Origin of the sequence: Alteromonas sp. S005, from assembly GCF_036864475.1 — a bacterium.
Classification (GTDB): Bacteria; Pseudomonadota; Gammaproteobacteria; order Enterobacterales; family Alteromonadaceae; genus Alteromonas.
The window spans coordinates 348,221-366,096 of the sequence record NZ_JAZETN010000001.1; the positions used below are offsets into that span (position 1 = coordinate 348,221).

Below are 17,876 nucleotides of genomic sequence, written 5' to 3' on the forward strand. Positions count from 1 at the left end.
AATTTAGCGAAGAGCGGGGCAACGTCAACACGCCTTACACCTGAAAAGTGATGTTATACATGAGCAACTATTCGGTACCCAAAAAAGTGAACGAATGCGCTGACAGACCTTGTAAAGCAAGCGCCTTGTTCGCCTTAATTTTTGTGCTTTCTTCTTTTTTGATGGCTAATAAGCCTGTTGTGGCGCAAACCCTAAGCCTAGAGCAAGCGCTGCAGTTAGCTATTCAATACGACCCTTTGCTTAAGGGGAATGCGCATCGAAAGGATCGCTTTAATGCAGAAGCTGATGCGTCATCATATTGGGCAAATCCTCAAGTTTCAGCGTCTGTACAAAACTTGCCTACCGACGGCTTCGCATTTGATCAAGAGCCTATGACGCAATTTAAAGTTGGTTTGAAGCAGCAGTTACCGCGAGGCGATGAAAACCTCTACAGCCAGCAAAAGTATCAGGTTATGGCTGATCAAATGTCGGTAGAGAGCCAAGCTAGAAAGGCGTGGCTTAAACGTGAAGTTACCCTTACTTGGTTAGATTGGGTCTATGCAACACGTCGCATTGGATTATTGGACAAAGAGAAATCATTGCTTACACAGCTACTCGATTTTACTGACTCCAGATACAGTCAAGGCGTTGGTGCAGCGGCGCAGCAAGACATACTGCAAGTGCGCTTGGCATTGTTGTCACTAGACGACAAATATGTGCAGGCCTACCAGCAAAAAAATGAAGCGAGATCGGCACTTTCAAAATGGTTTGGTGCGCCGCTAGATGACTCTGTAAGCGCACCGCTGGCTCAATCAACGCAAGAATCAACGCCTTCTTATCCAAAGCGTATCGAACTCGATGCTATCTTAAACGACAGCAAGCTCAGCCTTTCTTCGTTCTTAACGGTTATTGAGAACAGTGAGCCTTTTTCAATACTACAGCATCATCCTGAGGCTATGCTGCTTCAAATTCAGACCCAGATAGAAGCGCAAAATGTGAACATAGCGCGAGAGCAAACTAAGTCTCAGTGGGCATTTGAAGCAAGTTATGGATACAGACAAGACGCGCAAAATGGCGCAAGCCGAGCTGATTTTGTGTCATTGGGTGTTCAAGTAGACCTTCCGTTTTTCAATAAATCTCGTCAAGACGCTTCAATAGCCGCGGCGGCTTCCAAAATGAGTGCGTCTGAAACGGACTTCCGCTTGAAAGTGAACGAGCTTGCCGCGAATGCAGAGGTGCTTAAATCACGCTTGTCAGCGCTAAGTGAGCGCAAAGCGCTTTATGAAACGGCGTTAATTGGTGAAACACAGCAACTTTCTGAAGCTGAACTGACAGCTTACACTACAGACACCGGTGATATTAGTGATGTTGTCAATGCTAACCTCAAGCAAGTACAGGTACAGGATGATTTACTCAAAATCGACATCGAGCGCGCCAGAACACTGGCGTCACTTACTTACTTGTACCTGCCCACTCACGCCCATTTTTCGAATAAAGAGTAGTTAATATGACTTCTGCAACTCACCCTGCTCCAGATACAAAAAGCACGCTAATAAAAGGTTTGCTAGTAGGTCTGCTAGTTGGCGGCCTCCTTGCTTTTGGCCTAGCCAGGCTATTGCCGTCTAGCGCGTCTATTTCTATGGCGCTAGACAATAAAGACAGCGCCGTTAGCGACGAGGAAAAACCTCTATATTGGGTAGCCCCTATGGATGACAGCTATCGCCGAGATAAACCAGGAAAGTCCCCAATGGGAATGGACTTGGTGCCAGTATACGCCAATGACGAAGCAACATCTGCGAAAAGTAATGAGCGTACGCCTGGTACCGTAATGATTGCGCCAAATGTACAGCACAATATAGGTGTTAAAGTCGCGCCCGTTACCATTGGAACACTTCAACAGACCGTAACGGCGGTGGGCAATGTAGCCTATGATGAAGACAGTATTGTACACATTCACCCCCGAGTATCGGGTTGGGTAGATAGGCTATTTATCAAGTCTCAGGGTGAGCAGGTCGAAAAAGGCCAAGCGCTCTACACCTTGTACTCCCCAGAACTAGTTAGTGCACAAGAAGAATACGTTTTGGCCCTTAAGCGAAAAGACTCTCGTTTGATATTAGGGGCTGCTGAACGTCTCAAAACCTTAGGTATGTCACAGAGCGCTATCGCCGAACTTAGAAAAGGCAGACAGGTTGTTCAAACGGTAACCTTTCATGCGCCACAAAGTGGTGTAGTAGAAGCGCTAAACATTCGTGAAGGGTTTTACGTTCAGCCTGGAACTACGCTAATGAGCATCGCGCAACTTGATACGGTGTGGGTGATTGCTGAAGTAGCAGAAAAATATGCGCAATTGATTGCGCCGCATGACCGCGCTGTGGTCACTCTTGATGAAATGGCACATGCTTCAACGGCAAACTGGGAAAGTCATGTTGAGTATATTTATCCCTCTTTATCTGAGGTAACGCGAACCTTGAAGGTGCGCATTCCTTTGGCTAATGAGAGCCACACATTAAAGCCTAATATGTTCACGCAGGTTTCGCTAAAACCTGTGCAGCGCAAGCCCGCTTTGCTAGTGCCGCGTAGCGCGGTTATTCGCACGTCTAAAGGCACAAAGGTGGTGTTGAGTGATGGTAACGGCAACTTTAAATCGGTACGCGTCAAACTGGGGCAAAGTGATAGTACGCATTTTGAAGTTATAGAAGGTTTGCTGCCAGAGGATAACGTTGTGGTATCAGCACAATTTTTGATTGATTCAGAGTCGTCAAAAAGCAGTGACTTTGAGCGAATGGAAGCGCCCGATCATCAGGCTACGACGACAGGTGCTATTGAGGCAATTGAATTGCCAGCTGACACCGAAACGAATGGCGCTTCGAATAACGCAAAGTTAGTAATCGCTCGCGGGCCGATTGAAAAATGGGGGCGGGGCCCTGCGACCATGTCTTTTGCAGTTTCAAAGCATATTGACTTATCTAGTTTCAAAGAAGGCGACAACATAGTTTTCACCTTTGTGACTGGCGAAGAGTTTACAGTAATTGATATGGGGAAACACAGCGAACATAAGGTGAGTAAGGACACGATGCATGGCTCAGATCACAGTAATCATAAACACAATGCGGACGACCTGGAAGGCGATGAAGACCACAGCCATGCTCACGAATCGATGGTTCATAAGTCAGTAGAGCACGAGTCGACAAATCATAAGGAGCATATGCACCATGATTGAATCGGTAATTCGCTGGTCGATAAACAATAGAATTCTGGTGCTTTTGAGCGCGATTTTGCTCAGTATCTCAGGGATTTGGGCAGTGAAAAACACGCCTGTGGATGCTATTCCTGATTTGTCCGATGTCCAGGTAATTGTCAAAGTTAGCTATCCGGGCCAGTCGCCACAAGTGGTTGAAGATCAGGTGACCTTTCCACTTACATCAGCACTTATGTCTGTGCCCGGAGCACAAACAGTGCGCGGGTATTCGTTCTTCGGCGACGCGTACGTTTATGTCATTTTCGATGACGATACCGACATGTACTGGGCGCGAAGCAGAGTATTGGAATATCTTAGCCAGGCATCCTCTCAGCTACCTCAAGGCGTTATACCTCAGCTAGGCCCAGATGCCACTGGGGTAGGGTGGGTCTACATTTATGCCTTAGAAAATGATGCCAGTCATCCCAATGCGCTTGATGCTGGAGAATTAAGAGCACTGCAAGACTGGTTCTTAAAGTTTGAGCTTCAGTCGGTTGAGGGCGTATCTGAAGTGGCTACCGTAGGGGGAATGGTTAAGCAGTACCAGGTTGTCGTCGATCCCGAAAAGCTGCGTGCCTATAACATTGAGCCCTCTATGATTGAAATTGCGCTTAAACGAGGTAATCGCGCCTCTGGTGCTTCGGTTATCGAAATGGCGGAAGCCGAGTATATGGTCACTGCGCAAAGCTACATTCAAGGTATTGACGATATACAAACCTTGCCAACCGGCGTTATAAAGGATGGGGTAAGTATAACCATAAATGATGTAGCCCAAGTTATTGAAAGTCCGATAATGCGCCGCGGTATTGCCGAGCTAAACGGAAAAGGAGAAACCGTTGGCGGCATCATTGTGATGCGCTACGGCGAAAACGCGAAAGCCACTATCGATGCGGTGAAAGCTAAATTGAAAACGCTAAAAGCGAGCTTGCCTGAAGGGGTGGATATCGTTCAGGTTTACGACCGCTCGACATTAATCGACAACGCTATCAATACCCTCTTTGATAAGCTTTTAGAGGAGCTATTAGTAGTAGGTGTGGTATGCGCAATCTTTTTGTTCCACTTACGTTCCTCAATGGTGGCGCTAATCAGTTTGCCTATTGGCATACTCACCGCCTTTATCGTGATGAAGCTACAGGGGCTGAACGCCAACATCATGTCACTGGGCGGCATTGCTATAGCTATTGGTGCAATGGTGGATGGCGCTATTGTTGTGGTTGAAAATTTACACAAGCACATTCATCAGCACGCTGTTTCTTCAAGTCAGGGTGTTTTAGCTAGTCAGGGGGAGGCAGCAAGTCAAAAGGTTTCAGGGAGTGCCCAAACGCGAACATCAATACCAATCACTGCGCCAACATCTGCAAAGCTTTCAACAGCCAAACGTTGGGAGCTGGTGGTTAAGTCAACCACAGAAGTTGGCCCAGCATTATTCTTTTCTCTCCTCATTATAACCGTATCCTTTATTCCTGTTTTTGCGTTAGAAGCACAGGAAGGGCGTCTTTTTGCACCTCTCGCCTTCACCAAAACCTACGCCATGGCAGCAGCTGCCGCGCTGGCAATTACCTTGGTTCCTGTGCTAGCAGGTTATTTTGTACGCGGAAAAATACGTTCCGAAGCCCAAAATCCGGTAAACCGAGTGTTGGAACGTGTGTATCAGCGATTACTGACGTGGTTGCTTAACTACCCACTGCTTACCTTGGTGGGGGCGTTTTGCTTGTTGCTTTCCATGTACTGGCCGTTAAGCCATCTCGGTAGTGAATTTATGCCTGAATTGGATGAAGGTGATTTGATGTATATGCCCACAACCTACCCAGGTATTTCAGTGGGTAAAGCTAGAGAACTTTTGCAACAAACAGATAAACTCATTGCAACCTTGCCAGAGGTTAAAACGGTATTTGGAAAAATTGGACGGGCGGATACGGCCACGGACCCAGCACCATTGACCATGATTGAAACCTTCATTCAGCTTAAACCTAAAGCGCAGTGGAGAGAGGGCATGACCACAGAACAGCTCAAAGAAGAGCTTAATGCTCTAGTGCAGTTCCCCGGGCTAACTAATGCGTGGGTCATGCCAATTAAAACCCGCATCGACATGTTAGCCACGGGCATAAAAACGCCTGTGGGCATTAAAATCGCGGGGCCCGACTTAGCCGGTATCGAAGCCATTGGAAAAAAAATTGAAGTACTTCTTCAAGACTTACCCAACACCGCATCAGTGTACGCTGAACGCGTGGTGGGCGGTCGTTACGTGACTATCGATATCGACAGAAAACTGGCTGCGCGCTACGCTATGACAATAGATGATGTTCACAGTATTTTAGCGTCTGCAGTGGGCGGCAGAGTGGTTACACAGTCAGTGGAAGGGCGTGAGCGTTTTCCTATTTCCATGCGTTTTTTACAGCACTACCGCGATACGCCTGAGTCTTTAGCATCCATGCCTTTCGTCACGCCAAGCGGTGTTCACATTACACTTGGAGACGTCGCAGCCGTGCGTATTGAAGACGGGCCAGCTGGGATTAAGAGCGAAAATGCACGATTAAATGGATGGGTATACATTGATATCTCGTCAGACTCAGCCACAGGTATTGACTTAGGAGGCTATGTAGATAGCGCGAAACGTCATTTGTCACAGCACCTTGATTTACCCACTGGCTACTCAATCTCTTGGGCTGGGCAGTTTACTTACCTAGAGCGCGCAAAGGCAAAACTGTCGGTAGTTATACCTCTAACCTTAGCCATTATTTGTCTTTTACTTTATCTGGCGTTTAAACGCCTTCGCGATGTGGCACTTATACTTGCTACTTTGCCTCTGGCATTGGTGGGCAGTGTGTGGTTGCTTTACTTTGTTGATTTCAATCTATCCGTTGCGGTGGGTGTAGGTTTCATTGCCCTTGCCGGTGTAGCGGTGGAAATAGGCGTGATCATGTTGGTGTATTTAAACCAATATGTATCGGAAATACTTACTGAGCACGCAACAGAGAATGGCCACACTAAAAAAGATGCACTTGTTAAAAAAGCTATTGTGCAGGCAGCATTGGCAAGACTTCGCCCTGTCATGATGACATCGCTTTCTATCATTGCTGGCCTACTACCTGTGCTTAATGCTACGGGAACAGGCAGCGAGGTAATGCAGCGAATAGCTGCGCCTATGGTAGGCGGTATGGCGAGTGCCCTAGTATTAACGCTTTTGGTATTACCATGTGCGTATTACCTAATTCTTTCACGTAAAGCGTAACAGAATAGAAAGTTCAATAGAGCAGAAAAGCATGGGGAGGCGAGCACACGCTTCCCCAGCATTTATTCATAATACGTGAGGTAACTAATGCGCTGCCGCGTGATCTTCTGTATAACCTTCCGCATAGTCTTCTACCTGCTGCCAAACGCGTAAAAGGTTACCACTTAGTATCTTTTCAATGTCGCTACGGTTATAGCCTCTATCGAGCAACCCTTGAACTAAGTTTGGAAAACTCGCCACGTCTTTAAGTCCAATGGGGAGTGAGTCACCTACGCCGTCGTAGTCTGAACCAATACCCACATGCTCAACACCAATCAGTTTTACAACGTGGTCAATATGGTCAAGCACTTCATCAAGCGTTGAATAAGGGTAAGGCACTTCTTTGCGATAATTCTCTTCAAAGTTCTCTAGCTTAGGGCTGTCTTCACCTTCTTTTCCAACCAACGCTTTACGCGCTGCGGTAAGACCGCTGCGCCACTTGCCGGCTTCTTTAGATACAAAACTAGAGCCAAAGTTAATCAAGATCACACCGCCATTTTCGCCGAGCTTCTTGATCATCTCGTCGTCCATGTTGCGTTCAAAGCCAGGTGTAAATCGGCGCAGTGAAGAGTGGGATGCTATAACTGGTACCTTTGTTAACTCAATAACCTGGTAAAAGGCGTCATCAGACACATGAGAAATATCTAACATGATACCGATATTATTCATCTCGCCCACTAGGGTTTTGCCAAACGGGCTTAAGCCTTTCCATTTTCTACGCAGATCATACGAAGAGTCAGATATGTGATTAGCCTGGCTGTGAGCAAGAGTAATGTAACGGATCCCACGCTCGTAAAAAGCCGATAAATTTGCTAAATCCCCTTGAATAGGAGAACCATTTTCCATCCCCATAGGCAATGAAATAAGCCCCTTTTCAAATTGGGACATTACGTCAGAAGGGCTCTTAGCAATGGCAAATTTATCCGGTGCGCGGGCAACAATCGCTTCCACTGAATCGATGAGCTCATGGGCGAGCTGCGTAGATTCTGGAGAGTTATCCAAGCTGGCAGGTACATAAATACTCATAAAAGGGGCGTTCAGACCGCCAGATACTGCGCGTGGATAATCAAAGTCTCCACCCTCGGTGGCTTTAGTGACATCCACCCACTTTTCCTTTACGCGATAAGGCACATCAATGTGCCCGTCTACAATTATGGTTTCCTGTGCGATCTTGATAGCTTTTTCAGATGCTGAATACGCGGGGGTGTCAGCAATTACTGAATGTGAGGTAATAAGCGCAGAAATTACTAATGCGCAAGATGAGAGTGGGAAGCGCCCCTTCATAGAAAATCCTTATTTTGTTTTTTTATCGCTTGGATTAGAAGAGACTAAAGGATAATGCATACCGCGACAATAGGTGTCACTCGCTTCCTTTTTACTTCAGATTGCGCATATGAACCTTCAAATTGATCAAAATTGCTCAATTTTAGAGCGCTTGTGCTTGTTTACTTCAAGTTTACATTGCAATAAAAATTTAAAACTTGTTATGGTGAAGACTGCGTGACTTCATTGCGCGAATACGGGATACTCCCAAGCGCTCCGCCAATTATCGATGACTACTATGCATCAGCGCGGCCGACGTAATTTTTTTAGTGGCACCCGCTCTTCTCACATAATCAAGCCGGGGCCACAGCTAACAAGTATGAGAAATAAATATGGCTATTAATTTTGTACCGCTAGATAAAGAAAAGCATAAAGACCTAAAGGTTGCGGTAAATACATCTTTCAGCTTTGCTAAAAATACACACCTAGCAGCAGCGACTATCCGTGAATTCGCACAACTTGCAGCAACAATGCCGCTAGTGTTTATCGAAGACACTGCATCTAAGCGTCACCACGTTGTGACTATGCTTGGTATGGAGCAAGGTCAAAACCTTTTCCTAACTGGCGATAGTTGGAAAGGCCCTCACGTTCCAATGAACATCCTTCGCTATCCGTTTGACGTGCGTCCAGACGGCGACAAGCTTGGGGTTTACATTGATGAAAATTCTGATCTTATCTCTGACGAAGGTCAGCCTCTGTTTACTGATGCCGGTGAAGCTAGTGAGTTTCTTGAAAACCGTCAAAAATTCCTAGCAGACTTAGCTAATAGCGAAATGCTGACACAGCGTTTTGTAGCCAAAGTTGTTGAGCTAGACCTACTTGATCCTATTCAAATTCGCCTTACTTACCAAGATGGTAAGCAGCGCAATGTTACTGGCATGATGAGCATCAACGAGAAGAAACTTCTTGAGCTACCTGAAGAGCAAGTACTTGAGCTACATAAACAGGGCTTCCTAGGTGCAATTTATGCGGTAATGATGTCAGTTGGTCAGCTTAATCGTCTTGTTGAGCTTTCAAACAGTACAGATAACCCAATTCGCAACATGCAGCTTTCTGCAGTTAAAGCAGAAGAAGCGCCAGCCGAAGCGGCGCCAAGCGCGTAAACAAGTCTTAAATTTAAAAGTAAAAACCCGCGATTTCGCGGGTTTTTTAATGCCTAAATATAACGTTCAGATTTCGTCAGGTTTCGTTCAGAATCCGTTAAGTTTTAATGCCTTATCTTATGCGTAGTGATTCTACTCGTCGTTCCCAACACATTTTTTAAGGACAAAAGACATGAATATTAAATCTAATAAACTTTCAACAACGCTAACCGCACTATCACTTATCACGGCTTCAGCATTTTCAGTTTCAGCAGCACATGCCGCTACACAAAACGAATTACAAGTTACCGCTGTCGATTTTGAAGGGGTAGATGACAATCTCTACGGTGCTAGATATGTGCGCTACCTTGACGAAGTTAGCGGCAACAGCGGCGCTTACCTTATAAACCCTTATCTACAGCGCGTATCAAGTCTATCTGGTGGGTACGCTAATTTAGACGGTATCGACGTGTTTAATTTAGGTACTACTTTTTATTTCGACAATACGTGGATGCTAGCCATTGAAGGTGCCCATAGTAAATTTGACGACGATTTTGGCGATGAGGATTACACCAATATTGATTTAAAAGTAGGGTTTAACTTGTCACGTCAATGGCAGATAGGCGCAGGGGTAATTTATCAGCGCGCTACTTACGATATTAATGATGGTACAAATAGCTACAGCGAAAGCGAGAATGAAACTTCACCTCTAGTTTTTACGCGCTATACCACAGTAGGGAACGAGGGAACGGGCTGGGACTTCACCGCCCAATATATTGCCGATGATGTTGATGTATTATCTGGAAGTGCGCGTTACTTCTTTAGCCCAGGCTTAAGTCTTCAAGGCAGCTATAGCTACACCAATGCACCAGACGGCTTTGACAACTTAAAAACAGCAGGGGTGGCTTTAGACTACTGGGTAAATGAACAATTCTCAGTATCGGCCAGCTATGAAACCGATATTGATAGCGATATCGAAAGTGATGTAGCGTCGCTTACAGCTTCTTATCGTTTCTAAAGCAATTCAGCCATCAACTATTGATAACTAGCAATAATCAACAATGAACTATCAACTTCGGTTGGTAGTTCATTTTTTGCATTTATTCATTTAAGCCGTTTTTAGGTAACAACCCGGCTCAATTTAGATGAAAACCGCCGTTCATCGATAAATTTTAAGTTTAATCTTATTCCGCTGAATAATTTTTAATCTTTTTTACATGCCTAATCATACACTTCCTAAAACAACTGTATATAAAGCCAGTTTAACCCCAGTGTTTATGCGGCTTTCACGCCTTTTTTCTACTTGACAGTGGGGATCATTGGTACCTAAACTGTATCTCAGTGGGTAAATGTGGCGAATTGTGGATCAAATCATCATCACTTTGCAGATTAGTACTCAAAAAACAAGAAAACCAAGAGCAAATAATAAAAGGCTAGGGGAATGTTCCGCGGCGCTAACGCAATCAATCTGGATACAAAAGGCAGACTGGCTATACCGACGAAGTATCGTCAGTCGCTGCTGGATGATTGTCAGGGACAACTGGTCTGCACAGTCGATACACAACAAAGTTGTTTGCTGCTTTACCCACTTCCCGAATGGGAAGAGATTGAGCTAAAACTCTCTAAACTTTCAAGCATGATCCCAGCCGAGCGTCGCTTGCAGCGATTGCTACTAGGTTATGCTTCAGAAGGTGAGATGGATAAAAGCGGGCGCATTCTTATTCCTACTCCACTGCGAAGTTTCGCAAAACTCTCAAAAGAAGTCATGTTAGTTGGTCAGTTAAACAAATTCGAAATTTGGGATGCCGATATTTGGGCACAACAAGTTGAAGCTGATATAGACACCGAACGCAAAGGCGAATTTGAACTTACCGAACGATTACAGGACTTTTCTCTATGACGCAGTCTAGCGAATTTAAACATATTTCAGTATTGCTTGACGAATGCATTGAAGCGCTGGCGATTAAACCTGACGGCATTTATATCGATGCTACGTTTGGACGTGGTGGGCATTCAGCACATATTTTAAAGGCTCTAGGTGAAAACGGGCGTCTTATCGCCTTTGACCGTGACCTTCAAGCTATCAAAGCGGCCGAACGCTTTGCCGATGACAAGCGCTTTAGCATTATCCACTCACCGTTTGGGGATATGGCAGAGGAAATAGATGCGCTAGGGTTAACTGGCAAGATTGACGGTGTGCTTATGGATTTGGGTGTATCTTCACCTCAACTTGACGATGCTGAACGCGGATTTAGCTTTCTGCGCGACGGCCCGCTGGACATGCGCATGGACACCTCTCGCGGTCAAAGTGCCGCTGATTGGTTGGCTAGTGCAGAAGAGCAAGATATTACACAGGTCATTAAAGAGTTTGGTGAAGAAAAGTTCGGCAAGCGTATTGCCCATGCTATTGTAAACACACGCAAAGAAACGCCTATCACGCGTACTGCACAGCTTGCCAAAATCATTGATGCAGCCGTACCCGTAAAAGACAAATTCAAGCACCCTGCAACCCGCGCATTCCAAGGTATTCGCATATATATTAATGCTGAGTTGGAGCAACTTCGCGTGGGTCTCAAAGCTGCCACTCAAGTATTAGCAAAAGAAGGCCGTTTAGCCGTTATTTCATTTCATTCGTTAGAAGACCGCTTAGTAAAGCGCTTCATCAAGGATCAAAGTAAAGGTAAAGTTGTACCGCACAATTTACCGATTACCCAAGCTGAAATAGATGCAGATAAAGTGCTAAAAGCTCTGGGTAAAGCAATAAAACCTTCAGAACAGGAGATTGCGAACAACGTTCGCTCCCGCAGTTCCGTATTACGTGTGGCAGAAAAGTTATGACCAAAGCCACACCAAACAAGGCAAGCACTAATTTTAAATTACTGCTCATTATTGTTTCAGATTTGACCCGCAACAAGTTGCGGGTTTTGTTGTATTTAATGGTTATCACAAGTGCCATGGCTGTGACCCTTAGTAGCCATCACAATAGACAGCAAGTGATAGCTCTTGAAGACCTCATGCAAGAAAAAGATGAGCTTGATGTTGAGTGGCGTAACCTAGTGCTCGAACAGCGAGCGTTGACCGAGCATAACCGCATAGAAAATCTGGTTGAAAAGCAGTTAGAAATGTACCGTGCCACGGCAGACGACGAAGTAGTGGTGAGGCTAAAGTGAGTACATCTGCACCTTCTCGTAAGCACAAAAAGACAGGCGCAAAACAAAATGTAACGCCAAGCTTAGTGCACTGGCGCTTTGTGGTTGTGCTTGTTGTTATCATGCTAGTGTTTGGCGTGTTAGCCGCACGCGCAGCTTACATTCAAGTTATTGAACCTGATGAGCTTATTCAACAAGGCGATAACCGCACTCTTAGAACCCGTGATATGCCGACCTACCGCGGTCTTATCACCGATAGAAACGGTGTAGAGCTAGCAGTAAGTGTTCCTGTTCGCGCTATTTACGCAGACCCCAAAATTATTCATGAAAATGAAGGCTTCAAAGAAGAACGCCGCTGGGAAGCACTGGCGGATGTACTGCGCCAAGACGTAAATGAACTAAAAGAAAAAGTGGCAAACCCCAAACGCCGCTTTGTTTATTTGCAGCGTCAGGTTTCGCCCGCCATGGCAGAGTACGTTGATAAACTGGATATTCCAGGTATTTATCTTCGTCGTGAAAGCCGCCGTTATTATCCTACGGGTGAAGTTTCAGCACAGTTAATTGGTGTAACCGATGTTGATGATACGGGTGTTGAAGGCCTAGAACGTATGTATAACGAGTGGCTGACGGGCACGCCTGGCTCTCGAAAAATACGCCGCGATGCAAAAGGGCGTCAGGTCGAAATTTTAGAAACAAAGTCGGGTGAAGAAGCCGGCGACCTGCAGCTGACTATCGATCAGCGCATACAAGCGCTTGCTTACAAAGAAATCAAAGAAGCCATGCTTTATTATCAATCGAGTTCGGCTTCAGCCATTGTTATTGATGTAAAAAACGGCGACGTATTAGCTATGGTGAATGCACCGTCATTCAACCCAAACGACAGAAGCAAATTGTCCGCACACAGAATGCGTAACCGGGTTATTACTGATGCGTTCGAGCCGGGCTCAGCATTGAAGCCTCTTGCTGTCCTCACTGCATTGGAATTCGGTGAAGTCGAGCCTGAAGATTCAGTAAACACCCATCCAGGTTGGATGCGTTTGGGTGGCAGCCTAGTAAAAGATTCGCGCAACTATGGCGAGCTAACGCTAGAAGAAATTATCCAGCATTCCTCCAATATGGGCACATCGAAGCTGGCACTTTCAGTGCCTAAGCAGTTCCTGCTGGATACTTACTACAACATGGGCTTAATGAGCGATACCGGGCTTAACATGGCTGGGGAAAGTAGCGGTATTTTTCATGAACGCAGTCGCTGGTCTGAATTTGAATTAGCCACGCTGTCGTTTGGGTACGGTATCTCTGTAACTACGGCACAGTTGGGGCGTCTTTACGCTACCTTGGCAAATGGAGGCGTTAAAACACCTCTTAATATCATTAAATCGCCTGAGCAACCTTCGTGGCAAGCTCAATCAGAGCGTGTGATTAGCGAAGAAAACGCAAAATCCATTGTTCAAATGATGGAAAGCGTCACCCAGCGCGGCGGCACGGCAACCAAAGCTGCAGTTCCAGGCTATCGAGTCGCTGGGAAAACAGGAACAAGCCGCAAAGCGGTGGCCGGTGGTTACGGGGAAGAGTACGTCAACATTTTTGCCGGTATTGCACCAGTGTCTGACCCAAGACTAGTAACTATTGTTTTGATCAACGAACCCGGCGGCGATTTGTATCACGCAGGTGATACCGCAGCACCTGTATTTTCTTCAATTATGGGCGGTGCACTGCACATGCTCAACGTAACGCCAGATGATAAACAAGTTACTTCAAGTCGCTTATTGATGGGAGGTCAAAGTGGTAGTTAGTGCCTTTATTCAAAGTATTAAAGCCTTGTTAGCAAAATTTGGAGTAGATGCGCCCGATATTCGCATTGAAGGTCTAACATTGGATAGCCGTGAAGTGAACACGCGTTTAGCGTTTTTGGCAATTAAGGGCCACGAACGTGATGGTCGTGATTTTATTCCACAGGCAATAAGTTTAGGGGCCCGTGTAATTCTGGCGCAAACTGAAGACAGTAGCGCTCACGGTCAAATGGAAATGCGCGATCACAGCGTCATCATTTCGCTATATGAACTACCGCAAATGCTTTCTGCATTAGCTGCTGCATTTTATGACTACCCTGCTCAGAAAATGACCACGGTGGCAGTGACAGGGACTAACGGAAAAACCTCTACAGTTCAAGTGCTTACCCAGTTAAAAGATGCTTTGGGTACACGTAGCGCAAGCATAGGAACCTTAGGCAGCAGTGTGTTTGAAGGCGATGAAACCCAGTGGTCGAACACGCCGGCAGCAAACACGACGCCCGATGCCATACGTATGCAGTACTTGTTGGCAGACTTTGTGCAAAGTGAAGTGCGCCATACGGCCTTCGAAGCAAGTTCTCACGCATTGGTTCAGGGGCGGCTTGGTACAGTAAAAACTGATATCGCTGTTTTCACCAACCTTACTCGAGATCATCTCGATTATCACGGCACTATGGAAGAGTACGGCAAAGCCAAGCGCTTGCTGCTTCAGCAGCCAGGTTTAAAGGCTGTGGTATTAAACGCTAATGATGATGAAAGTAAGAAGTGGGATGGTGCAGCAGATAAGACGATTACGCGTATTTGGACAGGTATAGACGAAAGTGGTTCGGATATAAGCGATGAAAGTGAGTTCATGCGCGAGCATAACAATCCTCAAAGTCGCCATTGTTTCGCCACAAATGCTTCTTATCATGCAGGTGGATGTAGCTTTGAACTGGTGAGTTCGTGGGGAAGTGCTGCTATTTCGCTGCCACTATTTGGAAAGTTCAATATTAGCAATGTACTTAGCGCTATAGGTACGTTACTCGCTGAGGGTGAGCGTTTTGATGACGTGGTTAATGCGGTCAATGCTATCACTCCAGTACCCGGCCGTATGGAAGTATTCCCTGTTAGGGGTGCTGCTAATGTGGTAGTGGACTACGCGCATACACCTGATGCACTAGAAAAGGTGCTGTTAAGTGCCAAATTCCACACCACAGGCAAAGTATGGTGTGTGTTTGGTTGTGGTGGCGACAGAGACAAAGGTAAGCGACCATTAATGGGGCAGGCTGCTGAGTCAGGCGCTGACGCTATTGTGATCACCACCGACAACAGCCGAAGCGAAAGCCCTGAGTCTATCGCCAAAGACATCATTGCAGGCTTAAAAAATTCTAAGCTGGCAGTGTCTATTCCCGACCGCGAACAAGCTATTCGTCACTGCCTTGAGCATGCGCATGAAAGCGACATCATCATCGTGGCCGGAAAAGGCCATGAAGACTACCAAATTATTGGTGACAAAAAGACTAACTATAACGAACGTGCAGTTGTGGCGCGACTGCAACAGGAGTACAGCAAATGATAACAACAACGCTGTCATGGATAGCCGAAAAGGTTAACGGAAAATTATCAAAAGGTGTTGCCGACGTTGAAGTGTCAGCGGTAAGTACCGATACCCGGACCCTTGAAGGTGGTGCAGTGTATCTAGCCTTGAAAGGCCCGAATTTTAACGGCCACGACTTTATCTCAACGGCAGAAAAAGCCGGAGCAAGCGCGGTTATTGCCAGTGAAGACGTAGCGACCTCGTTACCTGTCATCATGGTTGAAGATACCAAAGAAGCACTTGGCCTGTTAGGTGCTGCCGTAAAAGTACATGTGGCGCCAAAGACAATTGCCATCACCGGAAGCAGCGGTAAAACCACCGTAAAGGAAATGTGCGCCGCTATTTTGGAGCGAAGAGGCAATGTATTAGCTACAAAGGGTAACTTCAATAATGATATAGGTGTGCCGCTAACCCTTTTGCGCCTTGAACCTCAGCATGAATACGCAGTGATGGAGCTCGGCGCAAATCACATGGGTGAAATCGCCTATACCACGGGACTAGTTAAGCCAGATGTAGCAACTATCGTAAACGCTGCTGCCTCTCATCTAGAGGGGTTTGGAAGCTTGCTTGGCGTTGCACGTGCTAAAAGCGAAATTTTTAAAGGTTTGGGCAGTGACGGCGTGGCAATAGTCAATGTCGACAGTCAGTTTGCCGAATTTTGGCAAGGTAAGCTTAAACAAACCAAAACGCTAACATTTTCGCCCCAGCAGAAAAACGACGCTGACTTTAAAGCAGAAGATATCACTATTGGATTAGATGGCTGCGCTGCATTCCATTTGGTTTGCCCACACGGTGAAATGGCAATCCAGCTAACAATACCTGGTGTCCACAACGTGGGTAATGCCCTTGTGGCTGCTGCGCTAACTCTACAAGTTGGTGCAACGTTAGAAAATGTACGCGACGGTCTATTAGCTATGCAGCAGGTAAGTGGTCGTCTAAATGTGAAGCAGCTTACTGAGCAGGTTCGCCTTTTAGATGATAGCTATAACGCTAACGTAGCATCTGTAAATGCGGCAATTGATACGCTTAGTAGCTTTTCAGGTATTCGCGTTCTTGTGCTAGGTGACATGAAAGAGTTGGGTGAAAAAGCGCGTTTCTACCACGAGCAGGTAGGGGAATACGCTAAACAAAAAGGCATCGATTATCTTTATACCATGGGTGTATTGAGTCAATCAGCCAGCGCTGTGTTTAATGAAAACGGTGGCCATTTCAGCGATGTTGAGAGTCTGTTGGCCGCTATGGAGAGTGATTTGTTAGTGCAGCAGCGCGATATTTCAATTTTAGTTAAAGGTTCACGCAGTTCAAAAATGGAACGCGTGGTAGAGGCGGTCGAGGCCTCTGCGCTGGGAAAGCACGATAGCCGTCGGGAGCGAATAGCATGTTAATTTGGCTAGCCGACTGGCTGACACAATTCGATTCAGGGTTTAACGTATTTTCATACCTTACCCTTCGCGCGATTTTAAGTACGTTAACTGCGTTACTTATTGCGATTCTTATTGGCCCTAAGATGATTCGTTATCTGCAGCGTATGCAAATTGGTCAAACTGTGCGCGACGATGGCCCTGAAAGTCACTTGTCAAAATCAGGCACGCCTACCATGGGCGGGTTACTCATACTCGCAGCAATCGTAGTAAGCGGCCTGCTTTGGGCTGACCTCACTAATCGCTATGTACTGGTAACTCTCACTGTGGTTGTGGCCTACGGTATTATTGGGTTTGTTGACGACTATAGAAAAGTCATCCGTAAAGACTCAAAAGGGCTTATCGCGCGCTGGAAGTATTTCTGGCAATCGGTAGTAGCGTTGGGCGTTGCGTTCTATTTATACAGCAGTGCAACGATAAGTGCCGAAACCTCCTTACTGGTACCCTTCTTTAAAGAAGTGTTCCCGCAGCTAGGGGCCTTTTTCATCATCATTACTTATTTTGCCATTGTAGGCACCAGTAATGCGGTAAACCTTACTGATGGATTGGACGGACTCGCTATAGTGCCCACCATTTTGGTAGCAGGTGCATTCGCTATTTTTGCCTATGTAACAGGAAATGCGAACTTTGCCGAATACCTGAATATTCCTCATATTCCGCTCACCAGTGAACTGGTAATTGTGTGCACCGCCATGGTCGGGGCTGGCTTAGGCTTTTTATGGTTTAACACGTATCCGGCACAAGTATTTATGGGTGACGTTGGTTCATTAGCGTTAGGCGGCACATTAGGCGTGCTGGCTGTATTAGTGCGCCAAGAACTCGTGTTAATCATCATGGGCGGTGTTTTTGTAATGGAAACTCTGTCGGTCATCCTTCAGGTGGGCTCTTACAAATTACGTGGTCAGCGAATTTTCCGTATGGCGCCTATTCACCATCACTATGAATTAAAGGGCTGGCCAGAGCCGCGCGTTATCGTGCGTTTTTGGATCATTTCGATCATTTTAGTTTTAGTGGGTTTAGCTACCCTAAAACTAAGATAAGCGG

13 protein-coding genes are annotated in these 17,876 nt (G+C 46.1%); 12 read left to right on the top strand and 1 reads right to left on the bottom strand.

The window, feature by feature from the left end; genetic code table 11:
- The first annotated feature begins 59 nt into the window (after window positions 1-59).
- From V7R55_RS01470 to V7R55_RS01480, 3 genes are read left to right on the top strand one after another with little or no spacing between them, the layout of a single operon-like run.
- The gene (locus tag V7R55_RS01470; RefSeq protein ID WP_334056706.1) at window positions 60-1,481 is read left to right on the top strand and encodes a TolC family protein; all 1,422 of its coding nucleotides are present in this window, start codon (window positions 60-62) and stop codon (window positions 1,479-1,481) included.
- Between the two features lie 5 nt (window positions 1,482-1,486).
- Complete coding sequence (locus V7R55_RS01475) at window positions 1,487-3,199, top strand: efflux RND transporter periplasmic adaptor subunit (RefSeq protein WP_334056707.1); 1,713 nt, start codon at window positions 1,487-1,489, stop codon at window positions 3,197-3,199.
- Window positions 3,192-6,449, top strand: coding sequence for an efflux RND transporter permease subunit (locus tag V7R55_RS01480; protein ID WP_334056708.1), 3,258 nt, complete (start codon window positions 3,192-3,194; stop codon window positions 6,447-6,449). The genes V7R55_RS01475 and V7R55_RS01480 overlap by 8 nt, the downstream gene beginning before the upstream one ends.
- A gap of 84 nt (window positions 6,450-6,533) precedes the next feature.
- Here the strand turns inward: V7R55_RS01480 and V7R55_RS01485 are convergent, their stop codons facing one another.
- Window positions 6,534-7,772: a dipeptidase gene (locus V7R55_RS01485; protein WP_334056710.1), complete on the bottom strand. Its 1,239-nt coding sequence runs from the start codon at window positions 7,770-7,772 to the stop codon at window positions 6,534-6,536.
- Between the two features lie 371 nt (window positions 7,773-8,143).
- Between V7R55_RS01485 and V7R55_RS01490 the strand changes: the two genes are divergently transcribed.
- The 9 genes from V7R55_RS01490 (at window position 8,144) to mraY (ending at window position 17,872) form a co-directional block, all read left to right on the top strand.
- Window positions 8,144-8,914, top strand: coding sequence for a SapC family protein (locus V7R55_RS01490; RefSeq protein ID WP_334056712.1), 771 nt, complete (start codon window positions 8,144-8,146; stop codon window positions 8,912-8,914).
- Window positions 8,915-9,086: 172 nt separating this feature from the next.
- On the top strand, window positions 9,087-9,911 hold the full coding sequence (locus V7R55_RS01495) for a DUF5777 family beta-barrel protein (RefSeq protein WP_334056714.1): 825 nt from the start codon (window positions 9,087-9,089) through the stop codon (window positions 9,909-9,911).
- Between the two features lie 423 nt (window positions 9,912-10,334).
- Entirely contained in the window at window positions 10,335-10,793 is a 459-nt protein-coding gene (gene mraZ / locus V7R55_RS01500; RefSeq protein ID WP_024016783.1) for a division/cell wall cluster transcriptional repressor MraZ, read from the top strand.
- Entirely contained in the window at window positions 10,790-11,731 is a 942-nt protein-coding gene (gene rsmH, locus V7R55_RS01505) for a 16S rRNA (cytosine(1402)-N(4))-methyltransferase RsmH (protein ID WP_334056717.1), read from the top strand. The genes mraZ and rsmH overlap by 4 nt, the downstream gene beginning before the upstream one ends.
- Window positions 11,728-12,063: a cell division protein FtsL gene (ftsL, locus tag V7R55_RS01510; RefSeq protein ID WP_334056719.1), complete on the top strand. Its 336-nt coding sequence runs from the start codon at window positions 11,728-11,730 to the stop codon at window positions 12,061-12,063. The genes rsmH and ftsL overlap by 4 nt, the downstream gene beginning before the upstream one ends.
- Window positions 12,060-13,835 (top strand): peptidoglycan D,D-transpeptidase FtsI family protein, encoded by a 1,776-nt coding sequence (locus V7R55_RS01515; RefSeq protein WP_334056721.1) that lies wholly within the window; start codon window positions 12,060-12,062, stop codon window positions 13,833-13,835. The genes ftsL and V7R55_RS01515 overlap by 4 nt, the downstream gene beginning before the upstream one ends.
- Window positions 13,825-15,390, top strand: coding sequence for a UDP-N-acetylmuramoyl-L-alanyl-D-glutamate--2,6-diaminopimelate ligase (locus tag V7R55_RS01520; RefSeq protein WP_334056723.1), 1,566 nt, complete (start codon window positions 13,825-13,827; stop codon window positions 15,388-15,390). The genes V7R55_RS01515 and V7R55_RS01520 overlap by 11 nt, the downstream gene beginning before the upstream one ends.
- Entirely contained in the window at window positions 15,387-16,796 is a 1,410-nt protein-coding gene (locus tag V7R55_RS01525; RefSeq protein ID WP_334056725.1) for a UDP-N-acetylmuramoyl-tripeptide--D-alanyl-D-alanine ligase, read from the top strand. Before V7R55_RS01520 ends, V7R55_RS01525 begins: the two co-directional genes overlap by 4 nt.
- Window positions 16,790-17,872 (top strand): phospho-N-acetylmuramoyl-pentapeptide-transferase, encoded by a 1,083-nt coding sequence (gene mraY / locus V7R55_RS01530; protein ID WP_334056727.1) that lies wholly within the window; start codon window positions 16,790-16,792, stop codon window positions 17,870-17,872. The genes V7R55_RS01525 and mraY overlap by 7 nt, the downstream gene beginning before the upstream one ends.
- The last annotated feature ends 4 nt before the right edge of the window (window positions 17,873-17,876 follow it).

Excerpts from the sequence above, each read along its gene's own strand:
- V7R55_RS01470 (WP_334056706.1), top strand. The coding sequence starts at position 60 with ATGAGCAACTATTCGGTACCCAAAAAAGTGAACGAATGCGCTGACAGA.
- V7R55_RS01475 (WP_334056707.1), top strand. The coding sequence starts at position 1,487 with ATGACTTCTGCAACTCACCCTGCTCCAGATACAAAAAGCACGCTAATA.
- V7R55_RS01480 (WP_334056708.1), top strand. The coding sequence starts at position 3,192 with ATGATTGAATCGGTAATTCGCTGGTCGATAAACAATAGAATTCTGGTG.
- V7R55_RS01485 (WP_334056710.1), bottom strand. The coding sequence starts at position 7,772 with ATGAAGGGGCGCTTCCCACTCTCATCTTGCGCATTAGTAATTTCTGCG.
- V7R55_RS01490 (WP_334056712.1), top strand. The coding sequence starts at position 8,144 with ATGGCTATTAATTTTGTACCGCTAGATAAAGAAAAGCATAAAGACCTA.
- V7R55_RS01495 (WP_334056714.1), top strand. The coding sequence starts at position 9,087 with ATGAATATTAAATCTAATAAACTTTCAACAACGCTAACCGCACTATCA.
- mraZ (WP_024016783.1), top strand. The coding sequence starts at position 10,335 with ATGTTCCGCGGCGCTAACGCAATCAATCTGGATACAAAAGGCAGACTG.
- rsmH (WP_334056717.1), top strand. The coding sequence starts at position 10,790 with ATGACGCAGTCTAGCGAATTTAAACATATTTCAGTATTGCTTGACGAA.
- ftsL (WP_334056719.1), top strand. The coding sequence starts at position 11,728 with ATGACCAAAGCCACACCAAACAAGGCAAGCACTAATTTTAAATTACTG.
- V7R55_RS01525 (WP_334056725.1), top strand. The coding sequence starts at position 15,387 with ATGATAACAACAACGCTGTCATGGATAGCCGAAAAGGTTAACGGAAAA.
- mraY (WP_334056727.1), top strand. The coding sequence starts at position 16,790 with ATGTTAATTTGGCTAGCCGACTGGCTGACACAATTCGATTCAGGGTTT.